Here is a 24,386-nt window from a genome sequence, read left to right as displayed (position 1 = left end):
GACAGATTAAGGGGTGACAATATAATGCAAACTACGATGCAATATCTATATACTAAAATGTTAACAATGTTTAATTTGGAGAATACGGATTTATATGTACAAACACATTTTGTACGTTATCTTGTTTCATAAGTGTTTCTTTCACATGCTTTCCAATGCGGTGCCCTTCTTCTACAGTAATGTATGGGTCTACAGAAACTTTAATATCAACAATAACGTAATGACCATGCTCCCTTGCATATAAAGAACCTATTTTTTTCACACCATCGATTTGATGTACTGCTTCTCTAAGCGGAATAACATCTTCCTCATGAAGAACGTGATCAAGCGTTGCATGAATTGCTTCTGCTCCAATACTCCATGCCATTTTTGCAACAAGAAGTGAAACAAATAATCCTGCAATTGGATCGGCATATACAAGCCAATCTAACCCGAACTTACCACCCATAATTGCTGCACAAATACCGATTAAAGCTGCAATTGAAGAAAATACATCCGAACGGTGTTCATATGCATTTGCAATAATTGCATCGCTATTTACCCTTTTCCCTAATCGGAATTTATATTGAAACATTCCTTCTTTCACGATAATCGAAAGAACAACAGCAAAAATCGTAATTCCTTTCGGTGGCTCTAGTTCTTGCGAAAAAGCTTTTATAGACGAAATTGCTATCTCGATTCCCACAATAAATAATAATACTGCAACAATAATCGCTGAAATCGATTCCGCTTTACCATGACCATACGGGTGATCTTCATCGGGCGGTTGCTTTGCTGCTCGCAATCCAAACAGTACAGCAAGCGAACCAATTACATCTGATGCAGAATGCACCGCATCCGCTAATAGTGCTTTACTGTTCCCAATATAACCAATTACCGCCTTTACAATCGCTAATATAATATTACCAACGATCCCGACAATAGCACCGAACTCGGCCTGTTTAAAACGTTCATCTTTTTCCATAATTAAAATCCCTTCTTTTCTTAACCTATCTTTTTATTGTAACAAAAACAGCGATAACATCACCACTTTCTTCCATCTTCCTTTTGTTAAAAAGTTGCTATCTTATTGTATCCACAAACGAAAAAAGAGATGCCTCATAAAGAGACATCATCTTTTTATACTTGCGGTTCAGATTCTACTTTCTCAACCTTCTTCTTGTTTTTCCCCTTTTTCAAACGACGGTTTTCAAGCATTAACCAAATTTGAGAAGCAACGAAAACAGAAGAGTACGTACCTACAACTAATCCAACAAGTAACGCAAACGAGAAGTTACGTAGTGACTCACTACCGAAGATAAGTAACGCAATTACTGGGAATAACACTGTTAATACGGTGTTAATCGAACGACCAAGCGTTTGACGAATACTTGCATTTACGATTTCTTCTAAGTCTTTTATATCGCGAACTCGTTTTTTCTGTTTGTATAATTCACGGTTTCTATCGAATGTAACAATTGAGTCATTAATAGAATAACCGATGATTGTTAATACCGCAGCGATAAACGTTAAGTCTACCTCTAATTGGAAAATACTAAATATAACAATCATAACGAACGCATCATGTAATAATGCAAGCACTGCAGATAATGCGTACGTAAATCGGAATCGAATACTTACGTATAAAATGATAACCGCAGAAGCAATTAATACTGCGATAAATGCATTTCGTGCAATCTCTTTACCGATTGTCGGTGAAACTGTACTTACGTTTGGATCTGTACCATATTTATCGTGGAAGAATGTTTTTGTTTTCGCAATTTCATCTTTTGATAGAACACCTAATGTACGAACTGCGAACCCTTTATTGTCATCTCCAGTCGGTACAATATTTTCTTCCTTCACGTCAATTTTCAATTCTTTAAAATCTTTATGAACATCAGACACAGTAAGTGTTTGTTTTGATTGCAAGTCGATACGGGTACCACTCGCAAAGTCAATACCAAGATTCAATTTGAAAATTGGTAGTATAATTGCACCTGCAATTACAACTACAATCGAGAAAACAAGGAATTTATGACCGATATTTACGAAGTTAATACGATCAAATCTTGTCGGCGGATGTACTACGCCTTTTGTTAATGGAATAATATCCTTTTGTTTCACACCAAAGTATCCTGGTTTTTTATCGAAGTAACGGCTCTTTACAAGTAAACTTAGTAAGAAACGGGTACCGAATACGTTCGTAATAAAACCAACTAAAATACTTACGATTAAACTTGTTGCGAACCCTTTTACAGAACTATTACCATAAACGAATAACACACCAGCTGCTGCAAGTGTTGTAATGTTCGCATCTAAAATCGTTGCTAATGAACGATGGTTACCAGCACGGAATGCTGACATCATTGACTTACCAATTTTCAGCTCTTCTTTCAGTCTCTCGTACGTAATAATATTCGCATCAACGGCGATACCTACCCCGAGCACTAACGCCGCAATACCTGGCAACGTAAGAACTGCATGCATCCAGTTAAAGACAAGTAATGTAACGAAAATGTATAGCCCTAACATAATAACCGCTACAAGTCCTGGTAAACGGTAGAATACAAGCATAAATAAGAAAATAAGAGCGATACCAATCGCACTAGCGAAAATCGTTTGCTCTAACGCTTGTTGACCAAATTTTGCTCCAACAGATGTTGAATACATTTCTTTTAAATCAACAGGAAGTGCACCTGCATTTAATAAAGATGAAAGTTCTTTCGCACTTTCAACTGTGAAGTTTCCACCTACGATAGATACTTCAGCTTGGTTAAATACTTGTTCTACTGTTGCTGCTGATAAAAACTTCGGATTCGGTTTTGCTGATTCTGCTTTATACGAATCTTTTCCTTCTTCAAAATCAAGCCAAATTACCATTAAATTCGTTGGTGGTGGCATTTTTGAAATCTTTTCTGTTACTTCACGGAATTTTTCAGCGCTTTTTAACGTAAGTCCAACACTTGGACGACCTTTATCATCAAATGTTTGCTTTGCTCCGCCGCCTTTTAAATCCGTTCCGTCCATAAGAAGGTTGTCATCTACATCACGGAATGTTAACTTCGCTTGTGTTGATAACATTTCACGTGCTTTTTGCTGATCTTGTACACCAGCAAGCTGTACACGAATTCGATCTTGCCCTTCAATTTGAATGTTCGGCTCACTTACACCGAGTGCATTGACACGGTTTTCAAGAGCACCTACTGTACTTACAAGTGCCTCTCGGTCAATTTTATCACCTTTTTTGGCTGGTTTTACTTCATACAGAATTTCAAAACCACCGCGAAGGTCTAGTCCTAGACTAATTCCTTTTGCTATGTCTTTTCCTGCCGCACCAATGACTCCACCGATTAATAAAACGATGAGGAAAAAGGCGGCAATTCTCGTACCACGCTTTGCCATATGTACCCTCTTTCTGCTACTAACACTTTAAATAAATCTCTTACGATTCACTTTTACACGTGTGCATACGCCTAGTTAGTAGACTTCCTTTCTATAATTTTGCTAGTTCCTCACTAGCTGTGTCGGTAAGTTTTTCACAATACCTACACTTTCAGTATTTATTTTCTCTCTTCACTACCTCCTTTATATATGATCTTAGACATAATTATTTCCTCATTATCAATACCTATCATTATACTGCAAAAGGAAGAACAAACCAATTGCAGTCGGTTATTTATTTTCATATTCATCAAATGACCAAAGTGGCGCTTGATATGCTTCAACAGTTAAATAAGTCATATATTCATTAGCACTTACTCTTAATACGTCATTAACTAATTCATATAATCTAACATCGCTGTCTATCTTCTTCCACTTTTTCACTTTAAGAAACTTCCAAATATCATCATCTGTTACTCGGTCATAACCGAACATGTGGAACTCTTCTACTTTACTTTCTAAAACGACTTGTAACTGTCCGCGGTATGATTCTACCAAAGCCTCTCTATCTAACATATATAACATCTCCTTCTTATTTCGCACGAAAAGTCGCTTTTAGTCCCGCTCTAATGGACAGCAATAACTACTTTCAAGAGCACTCTCTTAAATGCTTGTCATTCTTGTCTCGTACGTGCATATAAATTATTGTAAATCATTCCACTGATTTTGAGAAGGTAGGAGAAGACCATGACGAGACAAAGCTTTTTAAAAGGCGCATTTATTTTAATGATAGCCGGCTTCATTACCAAAATCCTAGGATTTATTAACCGAATTGTAATGGCACGTATTTTAGGAGAAGAAGGCGTTGGCCTTTATATGATGGCTGTTCCTACATTTATTCTAGCAATTACATTAACACAAATCGGCCTTCCTGTCGCAATCGCAAAATTTGTAGCAGAAGCGGAAGCTGTGAACGACAAACAAAGAGTTAAAAAAATATTAACAGTATCATTAGCCATTACATCCGTTATTAGTATTATTTTAACAATTGGAATTATGCTCCTCACACCTATTTTAGCAAAAACATTATTAACGGATGCACGAACGTACTATCCATTAATGGCCATTTTGCCTGTCGTTCCTGTTATAGCTGTGTCTTCTGTTTTACGCGGTTACTTTCAGGGGAAACAAAATATGAAACCTAGCGCTTACGCCCAAGTTATAGAACAAGTTGTCCGTATTACAATTATCGCTATATGCATTCAATTATTTTTACCTTACGGCGTAGAATATGCAGCAGCCGGCGCTATGTTATCAGCCGTTCTCGGTGAAGTTGCATCATTATTATTTTTACTTACTTTATTCCAGCGTGAAAAACATTTATCTATACGCTCTGGATTTTTCACTACTGTAAAGGAGAGCAAAGGAACATTTTATTCTCTTATGGATATCGCTCTTCCGACTACAGGAAGTCGTTTAATCGGCTCCGTTTCATACTTTTTTGAACCTATTGTCGTTATGCAAAGCTTAGCGATTGCCGGCGTTGCTGCTTCTGTCGCAACCCAGCAATACGGTTTATTAAACGGATATGCCTTCCCACTTCTTTCACTGCCAGCCTTTATTACATACGCTCTTTCTACAGCACTCGTTCCATCTATTAGTGAAGCGATGGCCAAAAGACAACATAAATTAGTGGAACACCGCTTACAACAAGCTCTTCGGATCTCATTGATTACTGGTGGGTGGTCAGTCGTTATATTATACGTATTTGCTTCTCCTGTTTTAACTCTTATGTATGGATCGGATAGTGCAACTGCATTCATCCAGCTTCTTGCACCTTGTTTTTTATTTCATTATTTCCAAAGTCCACTTACCTCTGTGTTACAAGCTTTAAACTTAGCACGAGCTGCCATGATGAATACATTTATTGGCGCAATCGTGAAATTAATCGTTATTTTTGTACTAGCTTCAAGGCCAGAGTTTCAAATGATGGGGGTTGCCCTCGCAATTGCAGCAAATATAGTAACGGTAACATTCCTTCATTACGCTACTGTTTTAAAGAAAATTACATTTACCATTTACGCAAAAGACTACATTTTCGGCGGACTTGCCATCGGTATTGCAGGCTCCTTCGGCTTTTACCTTCATAAGTATATGATTTTCTCTCATTCACTTGGCGTACAAACATTATGGGAAATCACTTTAACAACACTCGTTTATATTGTGCTCCTTTTCATTTTCAAGCTCATTCGAAAAGAAGAGTTAAGTCGTCTCCCTATCATTCGAAAACTTTCATTTTTGAAATAAACAGGCTTACTATTTCATATAGTCAGCCTCTAGTTTTCTTTCAAATCAACAAAAAATTGTCCATTTTGAAAGCTACAGTATAAAATTTGTGTTGTATCGTTATAACCTAAGTTTTTTAATTTCTCAATAAGCCATTCATCTGTATGCTCAATCATTTGTAAATGATTAGATTGAATTTCTCCATCAATAATAAGAGGAAGAGTAAACTGCAATGCATCCTGTTTACCTTTTTGTTTTTGAAAGACAGATAACTTCCCAGATGGTTCTAAAATAGCGTATGCTACATCTCGGATATCTCCAACTCCTTGCTCCCTCAACTGCATCATTAAGTCATCTATATTATAACGTTGCTTTCTCATCTTCTTTTCATCAATCTTTCCCGCATTTACAAGAATAGCCGGCTCACCTTCTATTAAATGCCGAAACCGTTGAAACTTTAATGAAATAACTGACAAAATGATTTGTATACACATAAGAAAAGTCATCGGAACTAATTGGTGCCAAAGTGATTTGTCGGTATTTTCAATTGCGACTACAGCCATTTCGCCAAGCATAATGAATACGACTAAATCTAATACACTTAGCTCTCCAATTTCACGTTTACCCATAAGACGAAAAATAATTAAGATGATGATATACAAAAGCATCGTCCGGCCAATGATTGATACCCATTCCATTTCTACATCTCCTTTTTTATCTATAGACTCCCCTTTAAAAAAGAAACTAGTCTAACTTCAGCAAAAGGAAAATATGCTTGTATTAAAAAGGGGGAATGTATAAATGGATGGAACGAAAAAATTATCAACTGCAATCGGATTCGGTGTCGTTACCTTATTAATTCTCGCAACAATTATTAGCATGGTTATGGCTCTTTTATTGAAATTTACAGATATGAATGAAGGGACATTAGCCGTCACTATTTTTATACTAGCTCTTTTATCTATGCTTATATCTGGGTTTACTGCCGGCAAAAAAGCTCAAGGAAAAGGTTGGCTAGTAGGCTTCACAACAGGAATGACATTCACTATACTTGTTTTTCTAGTTAACTATTTAGGCTTCTCTCAAACTTTATCGAACTCACAGTTACTTTATCAATTAGCATTAATGGGCGCGAGTACACTCGGTGGTATTTTCGGTGTAAATATGTCAAAACAAAATAACTAAAAAAGGCCCTGCACATTTCCTGCAGGGCCTTCCTCATTAGTTTTTCACAACTTCGCGAATCGCATTGCGATCGAAAGTTAAGTGTGAACCACCAGATTTAATAACGATTTTCGTATCATCTACTGATTCGATTGTACCGTGTAAACCACCGATTGTTACGATAGCATCACCTTTTGCTAACTCACTTTGCATTTGAGCAACTGCTTTTTGACGTTTTTGTTGCGGGCGAATTAATAAGAAATAGAAAATCGCAAACATCGCAACGATCATAACGATATTCATCATACCTGGATTCATCTTTTGTTCCTCCTTTTAAATTATGTATTAGAAGTTTTTAGCATTCGGTTTATTAAAGCCATACTGTTCAAAGAATTCTTCGCGGAAATCGCCAAGACGGTCTTCACGAATAGCTTGTCTCACCTGCTCCATTAAGTTTAACAGAAAATGAAGGTTGTGATAAGACGTTAAACGAATCCCAAACGTTTCATCACATTTCATTAAGTGACGAATGTACGCACGAGAGTAATTTTTACATGTATAGCAATCACAGTTTGGATCAAGCGGACCGAAGTCTCTTGCGAATTTCGCATTTTTTACAACAAGGCGACCTTCACTTGTCATACATGTACCATTTCGAGCGATACGAGTTGGAAGTACACAGTCAAACATATCAATACCACGAATTGCCCCATCGATTAATGAGTCAGGAGAACCTACTCCCATTAAGTAGCGTGGCTTATTATCTGGAAGAAGTGGTGTTGTAAACTCAAGTACACGGTTCATAATATCTTTCGGCTCACCTACAGATAAACCACCTACAGCGTAACCAGGGAAGTCCATTGAAACAAGGTCTTTTGCACTTTGACGACGAAGCTCTTCGAACTCTCCGCCTTGTACAATACCGAATAAACCTTGATCTTGCGGACGTTCATGCGCTTTTAAGCAACGTTCTGCCCAGCGGCTTGTACGTTCTACAGATTTCTTCATATATTCAAAAGTAGCTGGGAATGGTGGACACTCATCAAATGCCATCATAATATCTGAACCTAATGCATTTTGAATTTCCATTGCTTTTTCTGGTGATAAGAATAATTTATCTCCATTTAAGTGGTTACGGAAGTGAACGCCTTCCTCTTCAATACGACGGAAGTCACTTAAACTGAATACTTGGAAACCACCAGAGTCCGTTAAGATTGCACGATCCCAGTTCATAAATTTATGCAAACCGCCTGCTTCACGAACAATTTCGTGACCCGGACGTAACCATAAGTGATACGTATTACTTAAAATAATGCCAGAATCCATTGCTTTTAATTCTTCTGGTGACATTGTCTTAACTGTTGCAAGTGTACCAACTGGCATAAATGTTGGTGTATCAAATGAACCGTGCGGCGTATGTACACGTCCTAAACGCGCACCCGTTTGTTTACAAGTTTTAATAAATTCATAACGAATTGCTGTCATAATTTACTCCTTTTATTTGTTTCCTATTTTAGCGTGAGATGCAACGAACATTGCATCACCGAAGCTAAAGAAACGATATTTTTCTTTTACTGCTTCATTATAAGCATGAAGTACATTATCTCTATTTGCAAATGCACTTACAAGCATAATTAATGTTGATTTCGGTAAATGGAAGTTTGTAATTAAACCATCAATTGCTTTAAATTCATAACCTGGGTACATAAAAATATCTGTCCAGCCAGAAGCAGCACAAAGCTTGCCATCATGATCTGTCGCAATTGTTTCTAACGTACGAGTTGATGTCGTACCTACCGTAATAATACGCCCACCATTCTCTTTCACACGATTTAATAATGCCGCTGTCTCTTCAGACATATGGTAATATTCTGCGTGCATATGGTGTTCTTCAATCGTATCGGCAGAAACTGGTCTAAATGTTCCAAGCCCTACGTGAAGTGTAATAAATGCTAACTCAACGCCTTTTTGTTTTAACTTCTCCAGTAACTCTTCTGTGAAGTGAAGTCCTGCAGTCGGCGCTGCTGCTGAGCCAATTTCTTTCGCATATACTGTTTGATAGCGATCGCGATCTTCTAGCGTCTCTTTAATATATGGAGGAAGTGGCATTTCCCCAAGTTCATCTAAAATTTCATAGAAGATGCCGTCATATGAAAATTCAAGCTGACGTCCACCTTGATCTGCAGTTCCAATGCAAGTTGCTTTTAATTTCCCTTCGCCAAAAGAGATAATAGTTCCTTCTTTTACACGTTTCGCCGGCTTAACAAGCGTTTCCCACTTATCGCCTTCCTCTTGCTTTAGAAGAAGTACTTCAATGTGTGCGCCTGTATCTTCTTTCACACCGTGCAAACGAGCAGGCATTACTTTCGTTTCATTTAAAACTAAGCAATCTCCCTCATGTAAGTAAGAAAGAATGTCCGTAAAATGTTTATGCTCAATATCCCCTGTTTCACGGTCTAACACCATTAATCTTGATGTTTCACGCTCTTCTAATGGGACTTGTGCAATAAGTTCTTCTGGTAAATGAAAATCAAACAGATTTATATCCATAACTATATCCACCTATTTCTTATTTGAATCGATTTATTATATACATAATAAAAGATAATACAATACTTAACACAATACATGTAATGATAGGAAAATAAAAGGTAACGTTTCCTTTTTTGACAAAAATATCGCCTGGAAGCCTTCCAATGAACTTCCAAGCTAATCCAACAACGATAAGTAAGATACCTGCTGTAATAAGCAATTTTGGAATCTCCGTCATACTTTTGGCATCTCCATTCCGAAATGCTCATATGCAAGCGGCGTTACGATTCGGCCCCTTGGCGTTCGTTGTAAAAAGCCAATTTGTAATAAATATGGCTCATATACATCTTCAATCGTATGAGATTCCTCTCCAATTGTTGCCGAAACTGTTTCTAACCCGACTGGGCCACCACGGAATTTCTCAATAATACCAAGCAATAATTTATGATCGATATGATCTAGACCTAATTTATCTACTTGCAGTAGTTCTAACGCCATTTGTGTAATTTCCATTGTAACTGTTCCGTTACCACGAACTTGTGCGAAATCTCGTACACGTCGTAATAAACGATTTGCAATACGAGGTGTACCACGAGCACGTCTTGCAATTTCTAGTGCGGCTAACGAATCAATTTCAACTTCGAATACTTCTGCTGTACGTTCAACAATCGCAGAAAGCTGATCTACTGTGTAATACTCTAATCTTGAAAGTACACCGAAACGGTCACGAAGCGGTGCTGATAATGCTCCCGCACGTGTCGTTGCTCCAACTAATGTAAATGGCGGTAAGTCTAAACGTACAGATCGTGCTGATGGTCCTTTTCCAATTACAATATCAAGGCAGAAATCTTCCATCGCAGGATATAGTACTTCTTCAATTGATCTATGCAAACGATGAATTTCATCAATAAATAATACATCCCCTGGCTGAAGCGCTGTTAATACAGCTGCTAAATCTCCTGGTCTTTCAATTGCTGGGCCTGAAGTTGTTCTAACATTAACGCCCATTTCATTAGCAATAATATTCGCAAGCGTCGTTTTACCAAGTCCTGGCGGTCCATATAGAAGCACGTGATCTAACGTTTCTTCGCGCATTTTCGCCGCTTCAATAAACACCTCTAAATTATGTTTCGCTTTATCTTGGCCAATATACTGACGGAGCGTCTGTGGCCGCAATGAATATTCTAAATCCGCATCTTCATATGCAGATTCCCCTGAAAGGAGACGTTCGTCCATTATACTCACCTCTTACCATTTAGTAAAAGACTAAGCGCCTTTTTAATATACTGATCCGTCGTTAATGATTCTTTTAATAACTCTGGTACAACGCGAGAAACTTCTCGTTCTGCGTATCCAAGTGCGCGCAGAGCTTCCAGCGCCTCATCAAGCTCAGCTGAGGAACCTTTCTTCTCATCAAAACGTTCTGTGTCTGAGAATAAATCAACAAATGCATCTGGTACGACATCCGCTAGTTTTCCTTTTAAATCTAAAATCATTTGGCGCGCTGTTTTCTTTCCGACACCCGGGAATTTCACTAAAAACTTCTCATCTTCATGTTCAATCGCTTGAACGACCTGTCCTGTTTGACCAGAAGCTAATATTGCAAGAGCGCCTTTTGGTCCAATGCCAGACACACCTAACAACTTTGTAAATAATAAACGCTCTTCACGTGTTTTAAACCCGTAAAGTGCCATAATATCTTCTCTCACATAATGATATGTATAGACACGGATTTCTTGCTTACTTCTTTGAAATACATACGGATTCGGTGTGAAAATTTGATAACCAATTCCATTATGGTCAATTACAACATATTCCGGTCCTACATACTCCACGTAACCTGTAACATATTCAAACAAAATACGATCTCTCCCTCTTAAATCATGTATTCCATTTTAACATATTTAATGATAGAAAAGCGAGACTACCCCAACAAATGTTCTCTATTTGAAGCTTCTGTTATTTTCCATTGACAGAAAGTATGAAGGACATTAATATACATATGTCGATAATGATTATCAATATTAATTAAAGGGGTTACATCAGGATGAAACGTAAGCTATTTATTTTATTTACTATTATGCTAGTTGTTCTTTCTATCGTTGGCTGTTCTTCTCAAAAAGAAGAAACAAAAACAAAAGAACAACCGAAAACAAAAGTTGTAAAACATGCTAAAGGAGAAACTACAATTCCAGTCAATCCAAAGAGAATTGTTGACTTATCTGGATCAACAGAAGAATTATTACTTCTTGGACACAAACCTGTTGGTACAGCAAATACATATAAAGATAAAATCCAAAAGCATTTAACAGACAAACTAGATGGAGTAAAGGCAGTAGGTTGGTACTGGGCACCTAAAGTTGATTTAGAAGCTGTTACTGCTTTAAAACCAGACTTAATTCTTTTAAATAATCGTCAATTGAAGATTTATGATCAATTAGAAAAGGTTGCACCGACAGTAGTTCTAGAAACAAACTTAGAAGACTGGCGTGGTAAGTTTAAAGAAGTAGGTAAACTATTTGACGAAGAAAAGAAAGCAGACAAATGGATTGCAGACTACGATAAAAAAGCAGACTCTTTATCTAAAAAGATTAAAGAGAAAACAAAAGATGAAAACTTTATGTTCGTTGCAGTTACACCACAAAACTTCCGTGTGTACGGTAGCTTCGGATACGGTGACATCATCTTTAACGACTTAAAACTTCCAGCAACAAAAGGCACAGATTTAAAACAAACGATGGCACAAGTATCGCTAGAAGGTCTTGTTGCATTCCAACCTGACCAAATGTTCGTTGTAAACTTCGGCGGAGAAGCTGATAAAGTGTACGAAGACTATAAAAACAGTGCCGTTTGGAAAGACAATAAAGCAGTAAAAAACAATCACGTATATGAAGTATCAAATGAAGTCTTCAATACAAAAGCATTCAATCCAATCGGAAAAGATATGCTAATCGATGAAATCGCAAAACAAATTTTAGATAAAAACAAGTGAAAAAGCAGCTCACCATGAGCTGCTTTTTCACTTGTTTTGCACTGCGTATTGCTTCATTTTTTCAATCGTCTTCACAAAACCTTCTTTTGATTTTATACGAATTCCACGCTTCAATTTCGCACGCTCATAACTCTCAAGCTTTTTCATATCAATTTGAAAGAAGGAATGAATCGCATTATCACTTTTCGGTACACCTTTGAAAATTTGTAATATCCCTTCCTCTGAAACACCAAAATATCCGCTCGTTTTCAATAACGGAGAAATATCATCAACTTTCTTTTGTAATACAATTTGTACATCATCACGATCAACGAGCTGCCATTCTTTATATTGCTGTAAAAACTTTTCTAAGTTCACCACTTTTTCTGTAAAAATTTCCTCACTTACTTCTCCATCAACATACATTCGCTCTAACAAAATTGTAACTTCAGGTTCTTTTTCTGTCACTTCTGGTACTGGCCCTTCCGCCTTCACATTCGTTTCATAGACTAAGCAAAACATCATCACGAACGCTTGTATTGCAATCAGTATCCATTTCATTTCCGTTCACCTCTTTTAGGCAAAATCAAACTTTCATTAGTAGTTTTTCCGGAAATGGGGGTTTTATCCCTAGTTCATAGAATGCCACCATTAAGAATTATAGAGTTCAATTATTTCTATCTATTTCGAAACACATTGATTATGTGAAAACTTCTTTATATCTTTATTTGATTGTATCGTCGCTATGTAAACCCCAATTAGTACGATTATCATTCCGACTATTTGTTGCCACGTAACAATGGCTCCATACAATACAACTGATATACCAGTTGCCACAATAGGAGTTAGATTCAAATACATACTCGCTTTACTTGCACCTAGCTCTTCTACTCCTTTATTAAACACGATATATCCAATTAATGTCCCGCATATCACCATGTACAACATCTCTATCCATCCCTGTAAAGAAAGCGTTATAACCTTTCCCCAGCCATCTTCATATAGAGAAAGGCCTGCCAAAAACACAGTACCTAATACCGTCATACTCATTGTAGTTAGCAAAGGAGATACACCATGCATAACTTTTTTCCCTGTTAAACTATATAGCACCCCACAGATTAAAGCAGCTATAAATAAAAGATCCCCATTATTAAATGATAACGACATAAGTTTATGCACTGAACCACTCGTAATAACAACTATTACGCCAATCAGGGATAAGATTAAACTTATTCCTATTTTTAAACTCCAAGACTCTTTAAAAAATAATATTGCTCCTAATGTCACAAAGACTGGCATTGTAGCAATGATAAGCGAGCCATTCATAGTAGAAGTATAATGAAGTCCCATAAAGAAAAAAACGTTGTAGCCAAAAATACCTGTTAGTGATACAAATAACAACCCTTTCCAATTCTGTAATAACAAACTTGTATTCCACTCAGATTTCATAAAAACTATGCCTATTAAAATAAAACCAGCTAAACCAAAACGAATTGTTGCTGCAGTAATTGGTGGAATCTCCGTAATAATATGCTCCGCTGTCGCAAAAGAGCCACCCCAAAACAAAGGAACAAGTAACATAATTACGTACATACGATTTATACTATTCATTTTTATTTCCCCTTTTCCACAAAATATGTTTATAAGTTTAAACTTGTTTACCTATTGATCAAAAAAATTAATAATTTGACTCTATCGCTTGAATTAAATCTTTTACCTGTTTTAAAAATTCTCCAGCCACTATAGAATAAAAAATTTCTTTTCCATTCCGATCGGCTTCAACTAGTTCTGCTTGTTTTAAAATTTTTAAATGATGCGAAACAGCCGGTCTAGAAATCCCCATTTCATCTGTTATTTGTGTTACATTCATGTGTTTGTTTTCTAATAACAGCATAATAATTTGCTGACGATTCTCATCTCCCAACGCCTGAAATATAGGTGTTACGACCTGAAATTTCTCTAATACAACTTCTGTATTTCTACATTCAAAATTCTCCATATCCTACTCATCCCAACCTTTTATGTCTAAAAAACATATAATATATTACCATTAAATAGTAACTCTTTCATATACTCTTGTAAATAACTTTATTTTCTGACTTTAATTCCGATAAAAAAAGGAAGATTGGATTCCTCCATTCTTCCCATTACATTCATATAAAATGAAAGACGCCTGCAAAGCAGGCGTCTTGATGCGTTTACGGCGAGAGACCAGGCGACCACATTCGCGTGTTTAGCACTTAAGCATATCTCTCGTCTTACGTAAATTAGCTCATCGCTTTGCTAATATAACATTAATAAAATATAAGTGCAACATGTTTATAAAAAATATTTTATCCCCTTTTTTATCCAAACGGATTATATGTAAGTTATAAATTGATAATTGTAATATATACGTTACAATTGATATAACAGCGAAATCATAATAAACAGGAGATGGATATTATGAAAAAAATAAAGGATGAACGTCTCATTCTGAAAACATTAAAAAACATACGTATTGCTTTTCTTTTTCAATCACTTGGTATAATTGGAATTTTAGGTTATATCGGATTCACTGAGGGAATGGATCAAATTACGAAATCCCCATTATGGTTATTATTTATGCTTACGAGTATTTTAATTGCTTATTTACAGTTAAGCGTTTCAATTGATGTAGAAGAGAGCGAAAAAGATACAAAGTTAACTCCTTATTACAAAATTATTTTACGTTCTCTTATTGTTGGAATTATTATAGCTATTATTTATATCATTTTCAGTCCAGAAAGACCTCTCTTTGAAGCAGTTTTAACAGGTAGTATTTTCTTCATATGCTTTTTAGCGTCTTACTCCGTTAGTTATTTTATTAAAAAGCGTCGTTTACAAGACGACGATGAATAAAGAGGAAGGGCTTCCCCTTCCTCTTTTGTTTTTCTATCGCACTGTACCAGTTAAACCGTAACGAATGTCTCGGAACATATTTGTTATGTCACGATTAAAATCGTTTGTAACAGTACCGTTACGTAGTCGTGTACTCATTGCATCGACACGAGTAAACATATCATTTCTTACAGAAACATATACGTTTCTGTTTCCTACTTCATTTGAAACCGCTTGACGAATTTCGTTCGCCATCGCCGTTTCATTTGTCACTGTGTTACGTGGTTTTACCGCAATCGCTACATCGTTTCCATATACAACTGTAGACACACGGTCTACGTTATTCATACGTTTCACACGATTTGTTATTCTTTCTGCTGTTTTACCATCATTATTAATGTATGAGTTGTTCATTGTAATATTACGAGTTGGATGCGGATTAGCAATTTGCCCGTTGTAATTTACATCGCGGTAATAGTTGTATCCTGTATCGTTACGACCATTTCTATATGTTACATAATCTGTATAACGATCGTTACGCGCCACATTATCACGATACTGATGTGTATCATTATAAGATGTACGCTCGTAATTGTAGTTACGTCCATCCATTGCATTGTTATCTTTTGGTGTACCACATGCAGCTAACGCACTGGTAACTAACAAAGAAGCAGCAATCACTTTTACTTTCGTATTCAATACAAAAACCCCCTCTGTTAGAATGAACTTCTCTTCTGAAAAGCTCCCTCTTATGATGAGTAACAGAGAAGGTTTTTACACTGTTAATATTTCACTGGGGATTTTCTAACATTTGATGTAAATCTTCCATTTTCAGAACGACTCTACATACAAAAAAGGTGGGAATAATCCCACCTTTTTTAAACTTCTTCTTCATCCTCTTCTTCTGAAACTGGCTCCCCAAATACATTTGGCGGATCTGGTTGATAATACATTGTTCCTGGCTGTGGTGCATATGCTGATTGAGTTGGTTGATAATATAAAGGATTCGCGTATTGTGGCCCACCAGGTTGCGGACTATATAGCCTACTCTCTCCTCCACACCCACAATCTTCCTCTCCTTGCACGAGCGGCGGCATATTATCATCCATTGGCATCATATTTGGATTTGGCATAGACGTATATTGCGGTCCAAATGGCGCTCCTTGCTGATACGGCATTTGATATGGATTTTGCTGTTGATAATAAGGATTCGGCGGCATCATAGGCTGTTGGTATGGCATCATATTCGGTGGTTGATTATTATCCATGATCGGCATCATATTTGGCATTTGATTATTATCCATAATCGGCATCATATTCGGTGGTTGATTATTATCCATGATCGGCATCATATTTGGCATTTGATTATTATCCATAATCGGCATCATATTTGGCATTTGATTATTATCCATAATCGGCATCATATTTGGCATTTGATTATTATCCATAATCGGCATCATATTTGGCATTTGATTATTATCCATAATCGGCATCATATTTGGCATTTGGTTGTTATCTATTATCGGCATCATATTTGGCATTTGATTATTATCCATAATCGGCATCATATTTGGCATTTGGTTGTTATCTATTATCGGCATGATGTTTGGTATTAGGTTATTATCCATAATTGGCATCATATTTGGTGGTTGATTGTTATCCATGATTGGCATAATGTTTGGTGGTTGATTATTCTCCAACATTGGCATGATGTTTGGCACTTGAATATTTGGCGGTATTACTTGCGGAATCACTACATTCTCTTTCGATACATTTGGTGACACTATATTCCCTACATTTTCTTTCTTCACTTGCGGTGACACTATATTTCCTATATTTTCTTTCTTTACTTGTGGTGATACTATATTTCCTACATTTTCTTTCTTCACTTGCGGTGACACTATATTCCCTACATTTTCTTTCTTCACTTGCGGGGATACTATGTTTCCTACATTTTCTTTCTTTACTTGCGGGGATACTATATTTCCTACATTTTCTTTCTTTACTTGCGGGGATACTATGTTTCCTACATTTTCTTTCTTCACTTGCGGGGATACTATGTTATCTTTTTTCGTTTGCGGAGAAATGATATTGTTAGGTTTCATTTTATTAATTTGAGGAGCAATTAACTCGCTTCCTTTTTTTATTACATCTGAAATTTTATATTCTTTTTTTGCTTTTATTGGTGGTTGCGGCGGCTGTGGTAATACATTTACCGAAAACTTCGTGTTTTCTTTTTCTGCTGGTTTTTGTTTTTCTATAACAGATGGTTTTTGAATAACAGACGGTTTTTCAACTGGTTTTTCTATTTGAATTGGCTTTTCTTTTTGTACCTCTTTTTGTGGCTTTACCTGCACTTCTTTTTGCGGTTTTACTTGCATTTCCTTCTGTGGTTTTACCTGTACTTCTTTTTGTGTTTGTTGCATAGCAGGTTGCTGTGTAATTGGTGCTGATTGATACGTAACTTCTTCCTCATCTTCTATTCCAAGTGGAGTTGGCGTTGCTGCAAATTCTTTTTGTTGCACTTCTTTTACGTATTGTTTTGGAGGTGCTGAACCTGCTCCAGCATGTTGTTTTACGTGAACGCTGCTTGATGGCACTTTAATTTTCATACCTGGCATGATTAAATCTGGATTACTAAGTTGTGTATTTGTTTTTTTCAACGTATCAAAATCCACTCCGTACTTTTTCGCAATTTTCCAAAGGGTATCCCCTTTTTGCACGATATGAATTTTCAAATTTTCCCCCTCCTGTATAACTTATCTATAAGTAACAAATCTCATGAAGTAACCCTTTCTAAATAACGTTAACTTCTTTTCACTTGTATCACTTCTTCGATTTTTAATATCATTAGAAGTGGAATACGCATAAAGTGAAACTTTAATCAGTGGGGAGGTTCATCCCCCACTAATTATTAGTTGAACCAATCGGACGTTTACGGGCAGTTGATCTCCGCCTAACTTCTTTGTTCCAATCCAACTTTAAAGTACGAGATTTACTGCCCGTTAACGCGGGATAAAAAAATCGCAATGATTTCTTCAAAACAATGTATGCCCATTTCGTTCTCGTTATGATTATATGTATGAAAAAAAGCAACGGAAATACCGTTGCTTCACACACGCTCTAACATACGATTTAATGCAAGAACCGCTTCCTCGGTCACTTGTTTATCGACGCTAATAACGTTAATTTCTTCTCCTCTTTCTATCGTTTCAAGTGCCCATAATAAGTGCGGCAGATCAATTCGGTTCATCGTTAAACACGGACACATAAATGGATTCAGTGAAACAATTTCTTTATCTGGATGTTGCTGAATAATTCGGTTCACTAAATTCATTTCTGTACCAATTGCCCATTTACTTCCAGATGGCGCTGACTCAATCATATCAATAATATATTTCGTTGATCCTGCATAATCCGCAGCAGCTACAACTTCATAGCAACATTCCGGATGTACAATAATATTCATATCCGGATGATTTTCCCGTACGTTCTCAATGTTTTTCACTGTAAAGTTTTGATGAACAGAGCAATGCCCTTTCCATAAAATCACTTGAATTTCTTCTATATTTCCATCATACTCCAATGAATCTGTATGCGGGTCCCATACTGCCATTTTATCTAACGGGATACCTAAATCGTACGCTGTATTTCTTCCTAAATGTTGGTCCGGTAAAAAGACAAGGCGCTCTTTTTGTGTAAACGCCCAAGATACCATTTGTTTTGCATTAGAAGAAGTTACTGTTGCTCCTCCGTTGCGACCGCAAAACGCTTTAATTGCAGCTGTAGAGTTGACATACGTTAACGGAATCATCGTATCTCCAAATAATTTTGTGAGCTCTTTCCATGCCCTTTCTGTTTGTTCGATATCTGCCATATCTGCCATCGAACAACCTGCACGCATATCTGGTAAAATAACGATTTGATCATCAGTCGTTAACATATCTGCCGTCTCTGCCATAAAGTGTACACCACAAAACACAATATATTTTGCGTCTTTATTGCTCGCTGCAACTTGCGCAAGCTGAAGTGAATCCCCTGCTGCATCAGAAAATTGTACTACTTCATCTTTTTGATAATGATGTCCCGGAATAAATAGTGTTTTTCCCATTTTTTCTTTAATTTCACGAACACGCTTTTCCATATCTTCTGTTGACATCGTGTAATAACGCTCTGGTAACATGGTTTCAATCGGTTGCACTTTTTCTAAAATGCTCATATTCCTTTCTCCCCCTCTAAACTACTTTCCTTACGCCTCAATATTGAAACTAATATCAAGTGCTTTCACTGAATGTGTTAACGCGCCAAGTGAAATATAATCTACCCCTGTTTTTCCGTATTTCGATAAATCTTCAATTGTAATGCCTCCCGATGCTTCCGTAACGATGGCACTCGGTACAATCTTTGAAAACTCCCGAATCTCATCTGGCGTACGGTTATCAAACATAATAATATCCGCACCAGCAGCTACAGCTTCTCTCACTTGCTCCTCCGTTTCTGTTTCCACTTCTACTTTCACCATATGTCCTAATTTCTCTTTCACCGATGTAACAGCTTTCGTAATAGAACCAGCAAAAGCAATATGATTGTCTTTGATCATGACACCATCATATAAACCGAAACGGTGATTAAATCCGCCTCCGCACACGACTGCATACTTATCAAACATACGTAGCCCCGGCATCGTTTTTCGCGTATCACAAATACGTGTATGGCTGCTATCTAAAGCAAGAACAGCTTTATGTGTCATCGTCGCTATCCCGCTCATACGCTGGATAACGTTTAATATAACGCGCTCTGCCGTTAATAACGAAGCAATTGGCCCTTGCACAGTTGCTATTATTTCGCCCTTTTCTACAAGATCTCCATCTTTTTTATGGAGCTCCACTTCAATTCTCTCATCAATTAATTTAAACCCTTCTTCAATGACTAAACGTCCCGTAAAGACCCCAGTATCCTTCGCAAGAAACGTTCCTTTTGAAAGTAAATTATCTGGAAAAATAAGCTGAGATGTTACATCCCTTTCTCCTATATCCTCTAGAAAAAATCGATTTAATGCTTCTTTCACTTTTATCGCGTTCATACAGCCCCTCTTCCCTTCATCACACAAGTTGTAGTTTTCTTTTCACTCGAACGATCTCTTTTTTTACGCTATTTCTATCTGGATAATCACTTCGATAATGGCCACCAATGCTTTCTTCTCTTTGCAAAGCTGATACGACTATAAGCTCACAAACTGTTAACATATTAATAAGCGTTATCTCTTCATTTGTAAGAGCAGTATATTGTAATATCATATTTTGAACACCGTACTTACTAAGCCACCTCTTCGCATAAGATAAACTTTGCTCTGTTCGTACAATCCCAACATATTTCATCATGCATTCTTGTATTTCTTCTTTCGTCGGCAAATGATTCAGAACGATAAATTTCTTTTCCTTCTCAGCGAAGTTGTTCAATCTGTCTTTTGTCGCTTTCGTTAAAATATGTTGTCCGATTCTTTTTCCAAACACAAGACCTTCTAATAATGAATTACTTGCTAACCTATTTGCTCCATGAACACCATTACAAGCTACTTCACCGACCGCATATAAATTTGGAATGGACGTCTCTCCATCACAGTTCGTTTTCACACCGCCCATATGAAAGTGAGCACCAGGTACGACTGGAATGCATTTTTCATTTATATCAACACCATTCCTTTTACACAATGATGATACAGTCGGAAAACGTTCTTCGAAATTTTGGATAGACTCGATATTCAAATACACTTTTTCACCCGCCAAAAGCTGTTCATGAATCGCTCTTGCCACTACATCACGCGGCGCGAGATCATGATCAGGGTGTATATCCATCATAAAACGTTGCCCTTTTCCATTTATAAGGACAGCTCCTTCTCCGCGAACAGCTTCAGAAACGAGGCCACAGCATCGCTCGCTCGCGTATAACATTGTTGGATGAAATTGTATAAACTCTAAATCTACAAGCTCTCCGCCTCCACGGTACACCATTGCAAGTCCATCGCCTGTAATTGTCTCATCATTAGAAGTAAAGGCGTATAAACCGCCAATACCGCCTGAAGCTAACACCGTATAATCTGCATTGTAACGTTTCAATTCTCCTTTATTGTTGCGAGTTAAAACCCCAACACATTTATCTTTTTCTATAATAAAATCGAGCACCATTTCCTGTTCCACTACCGTAACGTATGGAGCTACTTCTTGAATAAGATGCTCTAATAAATTCTTTCCTGTTGCATCGCCACCTGCATGTAAAATACGACGTTTTCGATGTGCGCCTTCTTTTCCAAGATGAGGACCTGTTTCATCTCCATCAAATTTCATTCCATTTTCAATAAGGTTATTAATTTCTTTCGGTCCTTCCTCGACTAAATAACGGACCACTTCTTCATTGTTATAATGACACCCTGCTACTAACGTATCTGCAAAATGATCATTAGGATTGTCATATGTAGCTACCGCTGCGGCAATTCCACCTTGCGCTAAATGTGTATTATTATTACGTTTCGTCTCCTTTGTGATAATAATCACATTCTTTTCGTGACAAATCTCTTTTGCAACACGAAGTGCCGCAACACCACTTCCAATAATTAAGACATCTGCACTTGGCATAATTGTTGCCTCCTACTTTACACTTTTCAACTGTCTTGACACCTATATTTACATAGTTTTAAAATAATGACAAGAGTTTTTTTATAATTCTTATTTTCACTCCCATTTAAAAAATACAAGAAATGTAACTCTTACTAGAGAGAGGACCTTACATGATGATATATCTTGATTATGCAGCTACTACACCTATGAGTGAAGAAGCGTTACAAACATATATGAAAGCAGCATCACAATACTTCGGAAATGAACAAAGTTTACACGATATTGGAGGAACAGCCTCTTCTTTATTACAAGTTTGCCGAAAAACATTTGCTGAAATGATTGGCGGAAAGGAACAAGGCGTATTCTTCACAAGCGGTGGGTCCGAATCCAATTACCTTGCGATTCAATCCCTTCTAAATGCACGAAATAAGAAGCATATTATTACGACACCTATGGAACACGCATCCATTCGAAGTTATTTTCAATCCTTACAATCACAAGGGTATACAATTACTGAAATTCCTGTTGATAAAGACGGGCTAATTCATTTAGATGATTTAGAAACAGCTATTACAGAAAATACGGTTCTAGCAAGTATACAGCACGGAAACTCTGAAATCGGAACCGTTCAAAATATCGCAGAGATTGGGGCACTTCTCAAAAAATATAACGTTTTATTTCATTCAGATTGTGTGCAAACATTTGGTAAACTTCCTATCAATGTTTTTGAGATGGGAATTGATAGTCTGTCTGTTTCAGCACATAAAATATACGGACCAAAAGGTGTTGGTGCTTGCTATATAAACCCGCAAGTTCGCTGGGCACAAATATTTCCGAGAACCTCTCACGAAAAAGGGTTTCGCCCAGGTACAGTGAACGTTCCTGGCATCGCATCTTTTTTAACAGCTGCTAAAAATATATTAAAAAACCAACAGGAAGAAAGCTTACGTTTTAAAGCGTTACGATCCTACTTTTTAGAGCAATTACAAACGCTTCCACTAGAAATTGAAGTGGAAGGTCATTCTACTTCTTGTTTACCACATATTATTGGGGTTACAATAAAAGGAATAGAAGGTCAATATACAATGCTAGAATGTAATCGCCGTGGTATTGCCATTTCTACCGGCAGTGCTTGCCAAGTCGGTAAACAAGAACCTTCGAAAACAATGCTTGCAATTGGAAAAACGTATGAAGAGGCAAAACAATATGTCCGCTTCTCTTTCGGACAACGGACAACGAAAGATCAAATTGATACTACTATTCATGCACTACACACAATTGGAAATCAATTTTATAGAGGTGTTAAATCATAATGAAGCAAAATGAACAAAAAAAGATTTTAGGTGAAGAAAGACGGCAGCTTATCCTTCAATGGCTTCTTGCTGCAAATGAACCGTTATCGGGGAATGAACTATCAAAAAAGACGAACGTAAGTAGACAAGTTATCGTGCAAGATATTTCCTTGCTTAAAGCAAGAAACGAACCAATTATTGCAACTGCTCAAGGCTATTTATATTTAAAACCACAAGAGAAACAACAAGCTTTCGAACGCGTAATCGTATGCCAACATAAACCAGCAGAAGTACGTCAAGAACTTACAATGCTTGTTGATCACGGCGTTACAATTAAAGATGTAAAAGTAGAGCATCCTGTATACGGTGACTTAACAGCATCTATTATGGTAAGTAATCGCTTTGATGTAGAGCAATATTTACAAAAAATCGAAAATACAAATGCTTCCTATCTATCGCAACTAACAGATGGTATTCACTTACATACAATTGAAGCAGATTCAAAAGAAAAGTTAGATGCTGCTTGCGAGGCACTAGATAAAGCAGGATTTCTCGTTTATTAATGTAAAGCACAGAGTTTTTTATCATACTCTGTGCTTTTATTTTTTAGATGTTATAATATTGTAAACAATTACAAAGGAGATCCAATATGGGAATTGAACTCGTTCACTTTAGCACTGGTAAACCGAAACAAATGAAATATGGCGAAGACAAAGAAATGATAACAGGTATATGTAAAGATTCTACGGAAGAAGCTTTCCTCTCAAAAGATGGATTCGTTGGTGATGACGTAGCGGATTTAAAACATCATGGTGGGCCTGATCGCGCCGTTTGTGTATACCCATATGAACATTACGCACTGTGGGAAGAAGAATTTCAAACTACGCTTCCCGCTTCCACATTTGGTGAAAATATTACTGTAACAAATATGTTAGAGCGTGACGTATGCATTGGAGATACATATCAACTAGGTGAAGCAATTATTCAAGTAACGCAAGCAAGAGTACCTTGTAGCACGATTTCAAAACGCCTTGACATCCCTAGCATACTGCCGCGCATTGTAGCAACTGGATTTACTGGCTACCTATGCCGCGTTCTTCAAGAAGGTACTGTACGTAAAGATTCTAAAATTACATTACTAGAGCGTCCACCGAGCAATGTTTCTGTTTTGTTCTCTAACGAAATTTATTTTCATAATAGAAAAGATAAAGATGGCATTGAGAAGGTTCTTGCTGTTCCAGAACTAGCTGAGGTTTGGCGTGATCAGTTAGAAGATCGTCTTGCGAAGTTAAAATAAAGAATCCC

General features: G+C 37.0%; 24 protein-coding genes and 1 pseudogene. 7 read left to right on the top strand and 18 right to left on the bottom strand.

What is annotated here, in order from left to right; genetic code table 11:
- Positions 1–70: 70 nt before the first annotated feature.
- From CO726_RS11630 to CO726_RS11620, 3 genes are all read right to left on the bottom strand, one after another.
- Positions 71–964 carry a cation diffusion facilitator family transporter gene (locus CO726_RS11630; protein ID WP_099684343.1) on the bottom strand — a complete coding sequence of 298 codons (894 nt, stop codon included), beginning with the start codon at positions 962–964 and terminating at the stop codon, positions 71–73.
- Between the two features lie 155 nt (positions 965–1,119).
- Positions 1,120–3,384, bottom strand: coding sequence for a protein translocase subunit SecDF (gene secDF / locus CO726_RS11625; RefSeq protein ID WP_099684342.1), 2,265 nt, complete (start codon positions 3,382–3,384; stop codon positions 1,120–1,122).
- Between the two features lie 270 nt (positions 3,385–3,654).
- Positions 3,655–3,939, bottom strand: a complete 285-nt coding sequence (locus CO726_RS11620; RefSeq protein WP_099684341.1) for a post-transcriptional regulator — start codon at positions 3,937–3,939, stop codon at positions 3,655–3,657.
- Between the two features lie 171 nt (positions 3,940–4,110).
- On the opposite strand from CO726_RS11620, the gene spoVB reads away from it, so the two are divergent.
- On the top strand, positions 4,111–5,670 hold the full coding sequence (spoVB, locus tag CO726_RS11615) for a stage V sporulation protein B (RefSeq protein ID WP_099684340.1): 1,560 nt from the start codon (positions 4,111–4,113) through the stop codon (positions 5,668–5,670).
- A gap of 29 nt (positions 5,671–5,699) precedes the next feature.
- Here the strand turns inward: spoVB and CO726_RS11610 are convergent, their stop codons facing one another.
- Positions 5,700–6,347 (bottom strand): DUF421 domain-containing protein, encoded by a 648-nt coding sequence (locus tag CO726_RS11610; RefSeq protein ID WP_099684339.1) that lies wholly within the window; start codon positions 6,345–6,347, stop codon positions 5,700–5,702.
- A 103-nt stretch (positions 6,348–6,450) separates the two neighbouring features.
- Here CO726_RS11610 and CO726_RS11605 point away from each other — a divergent pair, with 103 nt between their 5' ends.
- On the top strand, positions 6,451–6,834 hold the full coding sequence (locus tag CO726_RS11605) for a TIGR04086 family membrane protein (protein ID WP_099684338.1): 384 nt from the start codon (positions 6,451–6,453) through the stop codon (positions 6,832–6,834).
- A 36-nt stretch (positions 6,835–6,870) separates the two neighbouring features.
- Here CO726_RS11605 and yajC read toward each other — a convergent pair whose 3' ends face one another.
- From yajC to ruvA, 6 genes are read right to left on the bottom strand one after another with little or no spacing between them, the layout of a single operon-like run.
- Positions 6,871–7,131 (bottom strand): preprotein translocase subunit YajC, encoded by a 261-nt coding sequence (gene yajC, locus CO726_RS11600; protein WP_048531388.1) that lies wholly within the window; start codon positions 7,129–7,131, stop codon positions 6,871–6,873.
- A gap of 27 nt (positions 7,132–7,158) precedes the next feature.
- Positions 7,159–8,298, bottom strand: a complete 1,140-nt coding sequence (tgt, locus tag CO726_RS11595) for a tRNA guanosine(34) transglycosylase Tgt (RefSeq protein ID WP_000125372.1) — start codon at positions 8,296–8,298, stop codon at positions 7,159–7,161.
- 12 nt (positions 8,299–8,310) lie between these two features.
- Positions 8,311–9,363, bottom strand: a complete 1,053-nt coding sequence (gene queA / locus CO726_RS11590; RefSeq protein ID WP_099684337.1) for a tRNA preQ1(34) S-adenosylmethionine ribosyltransferase-isomerase QueA — start codon at positions 9,361–9,363, stop codon at positions 8,311–8,313.
- A 19-nt stretch (positions 9,364–9,382) separates the two neighbouring features.
- Positions 9,383–9,583, bottom strand: a complete 201-nt coding sequence (locus CO726_RS11585; protein ID WP_099684336.1) for a DUF2905 domain-containing protein — start codon at positions 9,581–9,583, stop codon at positions 9,383–9,385.
- Positions 9,580–10,581 (bottom strand): Holliday junction branch migration DNA helicase RuvB, encoded by a 1,002-nt coding sequence (gene ruvB / locus CO726_RS11580; RefSeq protein WP_000344450.1) that lies wholly within the window; start codon positions 10,579–10,581, stop codon positions 9,580–9,582. The genes CO726_RS11585 and ruvB overlap by 4 nt, the downstream gene beginning before the upstream one ends.
- A gap of 5 nt (positions 10,582–10,586) precedes the next feature.
- Positions 10,587–11,204 (bottom strand): Holliday junction DNA helicase RuvA, encoded by a 618-nt coding sequence (gene ruvA, locus CO726_RS11575; RefSeq protein ID WP_000464511.1) that lies wholly within the window; start codon positions 11,202–11,204, stop codon positions 10,587–10,589.
- A 188-nt stretch (positions 11,205–11,392) separates the two neighbouring features.
- Between ruvA and CO726_RS11570 the strand changes: the two genes are divergently transcribed.
- Positions 11,393–12,337 carry an iron-hydroxamate ABC transporter substrate-binding protein gene (locus tag CO726_RS11570; protein WP_099684335.1) on the top strand — a complete coding sequence of 315 codons (945 nt, stop codon included), beginning with the start codon at positions 11,393–11,395 and terminating at the stop codon, positions 12,335–12,337.
- 27 nt (positions 12,338–12,364) lie between these two features.
- Here CO726_RS11570 and CO726_RS11565 read toward each other — a convergent pair whose 3' ends face one another.
- The 3 genes from CO726_RS11565 to CO726_RS11555 form a co-directional block, all read right to left on the bottom strand.
- Positions 12,365–12,877, bottom strand: coding sequence for a BofC C-terminal domain-containing protein (locus CO726_RS11565; RefSeq protein WP_099684334.1), 513 nt, complete (start codon positions 12,875–12,877; stop codon positions 12,365–12,367).
- A 120-nt stretch (positions 12,878–12,997) separates the two neighbouring features.
- Positions 12,998–13,927, bottom strand: coding sequence for a DMT family transporter (locus CO726_RS11560; RefSeq protein ID WP_099684333.1), 930 nt, complete (start codon positions 13,925–13,927; stop codon positions 12,998–13,000).
- 67 nt (positions 13,928–13,994) lie between these two features.
- Entirely contained in the window at positions 13,995–14,315 is a 321-nt protein-coding gene (locus tag CO726_RS11555; protein WP_098760970.1) for an ArsR/SmtB family transcription factor, read from the bottom strand.
- Positions 14,316–14,761: 446 nt separating this feature from the next.
- On the opposite strand from CO726_RS11555, the gene CO726_RS11550 reads away from it, so the two are divergent.
- Positions 14,762–15,196: a branched-chain amino acid ABC transporter substrate-binding protein gene (locus tag CO726_RS11550; protein WP_136699566.1), complete on the top strand. Its 435-nt coding sequence runs from the start codon at positions 14,762–14,764 to the stop codon at positions 15,194–15,196.
- Between the two features lie 33 nt (positions 15,197–15,229).
- Here the strand turns inward: CO726_RS11550 and CO726_RS11545 are convergent, their stop codons facing one another.
- From CO726_RS11545 to nadB, 5 genes and pseudogenes are all read right to left on the bottom strand, one after another.
- Positions 15,230–15,874: a YhcN/YlaJ family sporulation lipoprotein gene (locus tag CO726_RS11545; RefSeq protein ID WP_099684331.1), complete on the bottom strand. Its 645-nt coding sequence runs from the start codon at positions 15,872–15,874 to the stop codon at positions 15,230–15,232.
- Between the two features lie 1,882 nt (positions 15,875–17,756).
- Positions 17,757–17,913, bottom strand: a pseudogene (gene safA, locus CO726_RS33150) (SafA/ExsA family spore coat assembly protein); the annotation flags it as partial.
- A gap of 374 nt (positions 17,914–18,287) precedes the next feature.
- Complete coding sequence (nadA, locus tag CO726_RS11530) at positions 18,288–19,394, bottom strand: quinolinate synthase NadA (RefSeq protein ID WP_099684328.1); 1,107 nt, start codon at positions 19,392–19,394, stop codon at positions 18,288–18,290.
- A 30-nt stretch (positions 19,395–19,424) separates the two neighbouring features.
- On the bottom strand, positions 19,425–20,258 hold the full coding sequence (gene nadC, locus CO726_RS11525) for a carboxylating nicotinate-nucleotide diphosphorylase (RefSeq protein ID WP_099684327.1): 834 nt from the start codon (positions 20,256–20,258) through the stop codon (positions 19,425–19,427).
- A gap of 19 nt (positions 20,259–20,277) precedes the next feature.
- Positions 20,278–21,807: an L-aspartate oxidase gene (nadB, locus tag CO726_RS11520; protein WP_099684326.1), complete on the bottom strand. Its 1,530-nt coding sequence runs from the start codon at positions 21,805–21,807 to the stop codon at positions 20,278–20,280.
- A 152-nt stretch (positions 21,808–21,959) separates the two neighbouring features.
- On the opposite strand from nadB, the gene CO726_RS11515 reads away from it, so the two are divergent.
- From CO726_RS11515 to CO726_RS11505, 3 genes are all read left to right on the top strand, one after another.
- On the top strand, positions 21,960–23,102 hold the full coding sequence (locus tag CO726_RS11515) for an IscS subfamily cysteine desulfurase (protein WP_099684325.1): 1,143 nt from the start codon (positions 21,960–21,962) through the stop codon (positions 23,100–23,102).
- Positions 23,102–23,644, top strand: a complete 543-nt coding sequence (locus tag CO726_RS11510; RefSeq protein WP_000812272.1) for a transcription repressor NadR — start codon at positions 23,102–23,104, stop codon at positions 23,642–23,644. The genes CO726_RS11515 and CO726_RS11510 overlap by 1 nt, the downstream gene beginning before the upstream one ends.
- Positions 23,645–23,730: 86 nt before the next feature.
- A complete protein-coding gene (locus CO726_RS11505; RefSeq protein ID WP_099684324.1) occupies positions 23,731–24,378 on the top strand; it encodes an MOSC domain-containing protein in 648 nt (215 codons plus the stop codon).
- The last annotated feature ends 8 nt before the right edge of the window (positions 24,379–24,386 follow it).

Origin of the sequence: Bacillus fungorum (genome assembly GCF_002746455.1) — a bacterium.
GTDB classification, from domain to species: domain Bacteria; phylum Bacillota; class Bacilli; order Bacillales; family Bacillaceae_G; genus Bacillus_A; species Bacillus_A fungorum.
Note: the sequence above shows the minus strand (reverse complement) of the source record. Positions and strands in the feature narration are given on the sequence as shown.

What these genes read in the sequence shown, in the direction of transcription:
- tgt (WP_000125372.1), bottom strand. Translation starts at nt 8,298, where the DNA reads ATGACAGCAATTCGTTATGAATTTATTAAAACTTGTAAACAAACGGGT.
- CO726_RS11605 (WP_099684338.1), top strand. Translation starts at nt 6,451, where the DNA reads ATGGATGGAACGAAAAAATTATCAACTGCAATCGGATTCGGTGTCGTT.
- CO726_RS11560 (WP_099684333.1), bottom strand. Translation starts at nt 13,927, where the DNA reads ATGAATAGTATAAATCGTATGTACGTAATTATGTTACTTGTTCCTTTG.
- CO726_RS11585 (WP_099684336.1), bottom strand. Translation starts at nt 9,583, where the DNA reads ATGACGGAGATTCCAAAATTGCTTATTACAGCAGGTATCTTACTTATC.
- CO726_RS11515 (WP_099684325.1), top strand. Translation starts at nt 21,960, where the DNA reads ATGATGATATATCTTGATTATGCAGCTACTACACCTATGAGTGAAGAA.
- nadA (WP_099684328.1), bottom strand. Translation starts at nt 19,394, where the DNA reads ATGAGCATTTTAGAAAAAGTGCAACCGATTGAAACCATGTTACCAGAG.
- queA (WP_099684337.1), bottom strand. Translation starts at nt 9,363, where the DNA reads ATGGATATAAATCTGTTTGATTTTCATTTACCAGAAGAACTTATTGCA.
- CO726_RS11505 (WP_099684324.1), top strand. Translation starts at nt 23,731, where the DNA reads ATGGGAATTGAACTCGTTCACTTTAGCACTGGTAAACCGAAACAAATG.
- nadC (WP_099684327.1), bottom strand. Translation starts at nt 20,258, where the DNA reads ATGAACGCGATAAAAGTGAAAGAAGCATTAAATCGATTTTTTCTAGAG.
- ruvB (WP_000344450.1), bottom strand. Translation starts at nt 10,581, where the DNA reads ATGGACGAACGTCTCCTTTCAGGGGAATCTGCATATGAAGATGCGGAT.
- CO726_RS11565 (WP_099684334.1), bottom strand. Translation starts at nt 12,877, where the DNA reads ATGAAATGGATACTGATTGCAATACAAGCGTTCGTGATGATGTTTTGC.
- nadB (WP_099684326.1), bottom strand. Translation starts at nt 21,807, where the DNA reads ATGCCAAGTGCAGATGTCTTAATTATTGGAAGTGGTGTTGCGGCACTT.
- CO726_RS11630 (WP_099684343.1), bottom strand. Translation starts at nt 964, where the DNA reads ATGGAAAAAGATGAACGTTTTAAACAGGCCGAGTTCGGTGCTATTGTC.
- spoVB (WP_099684340.1), top strand. Translation starts at nt 4,111, where the DNA reads ATGACGAGACAAAGCTTTTTAAAAGGCGCATTTATTTTAATGATAGCC.
- CO726_RS11555 (WP_098760970.1), bottom strand. Translation starts at nt 14,315, where the DNA reads ATGGAGAATTTTGAATGTAGAAATACAGAAGTTGTATTAGAGAAATTT.
- secDF (WP_099684342.1), bottom strand. Translation starts at nt 3,384, where the DNA reads ATGGCAAAGCGTGGTACGAGAATTGCCGCCTTTTTCCTCATCGTTTTA.
- CO726_RS11550 (WP_136699566.1), top strand. Translation starts at nt 14,762, where the DNA reads ATGAAAAAAATAAAGGATGAACGTCTCATTCTGAAAACATTAAAAAAC.
- yajC (WP_048531388.1), bottom strand. Translation starts at nt 7,131, where the DNA reads ATGAATCCAGGTATGATGAATATCGTTATGATCGTTGCGATGTTTGCG.
- CO726_RS11570 (WP_099684335.1), top strand. Translation starts at nt 11,393, where the DNA reads ATGAAACGTAAGCTATTTATTTTATTTACTATTATGCTAGTTGTTCTT.
- CO726_RS11510 (WP_000812272.1), top strand. Translation starts at nt 23,102, where the DNA reads ATGAAGCAAAATGAACAAAAAAAGATTTTAGGTGAAGAAAGACGGCAG.
- CO726_RS11610 (WP_099684339.1), bottom strand. Translation starts at nt 6,347, where the DNA reads ATGGAATGGGTATCAATCATTGGCCGGACGATGCTTTTGTATATCATC.
- CO726_RS11620 (WP_099684341.1), bottom strand. Translation starts at nt 3,939, where the DNA reads ATGTTAGATAGAGAGGCTTTGGTAGAATCATACCGCGGACAGTTACAA.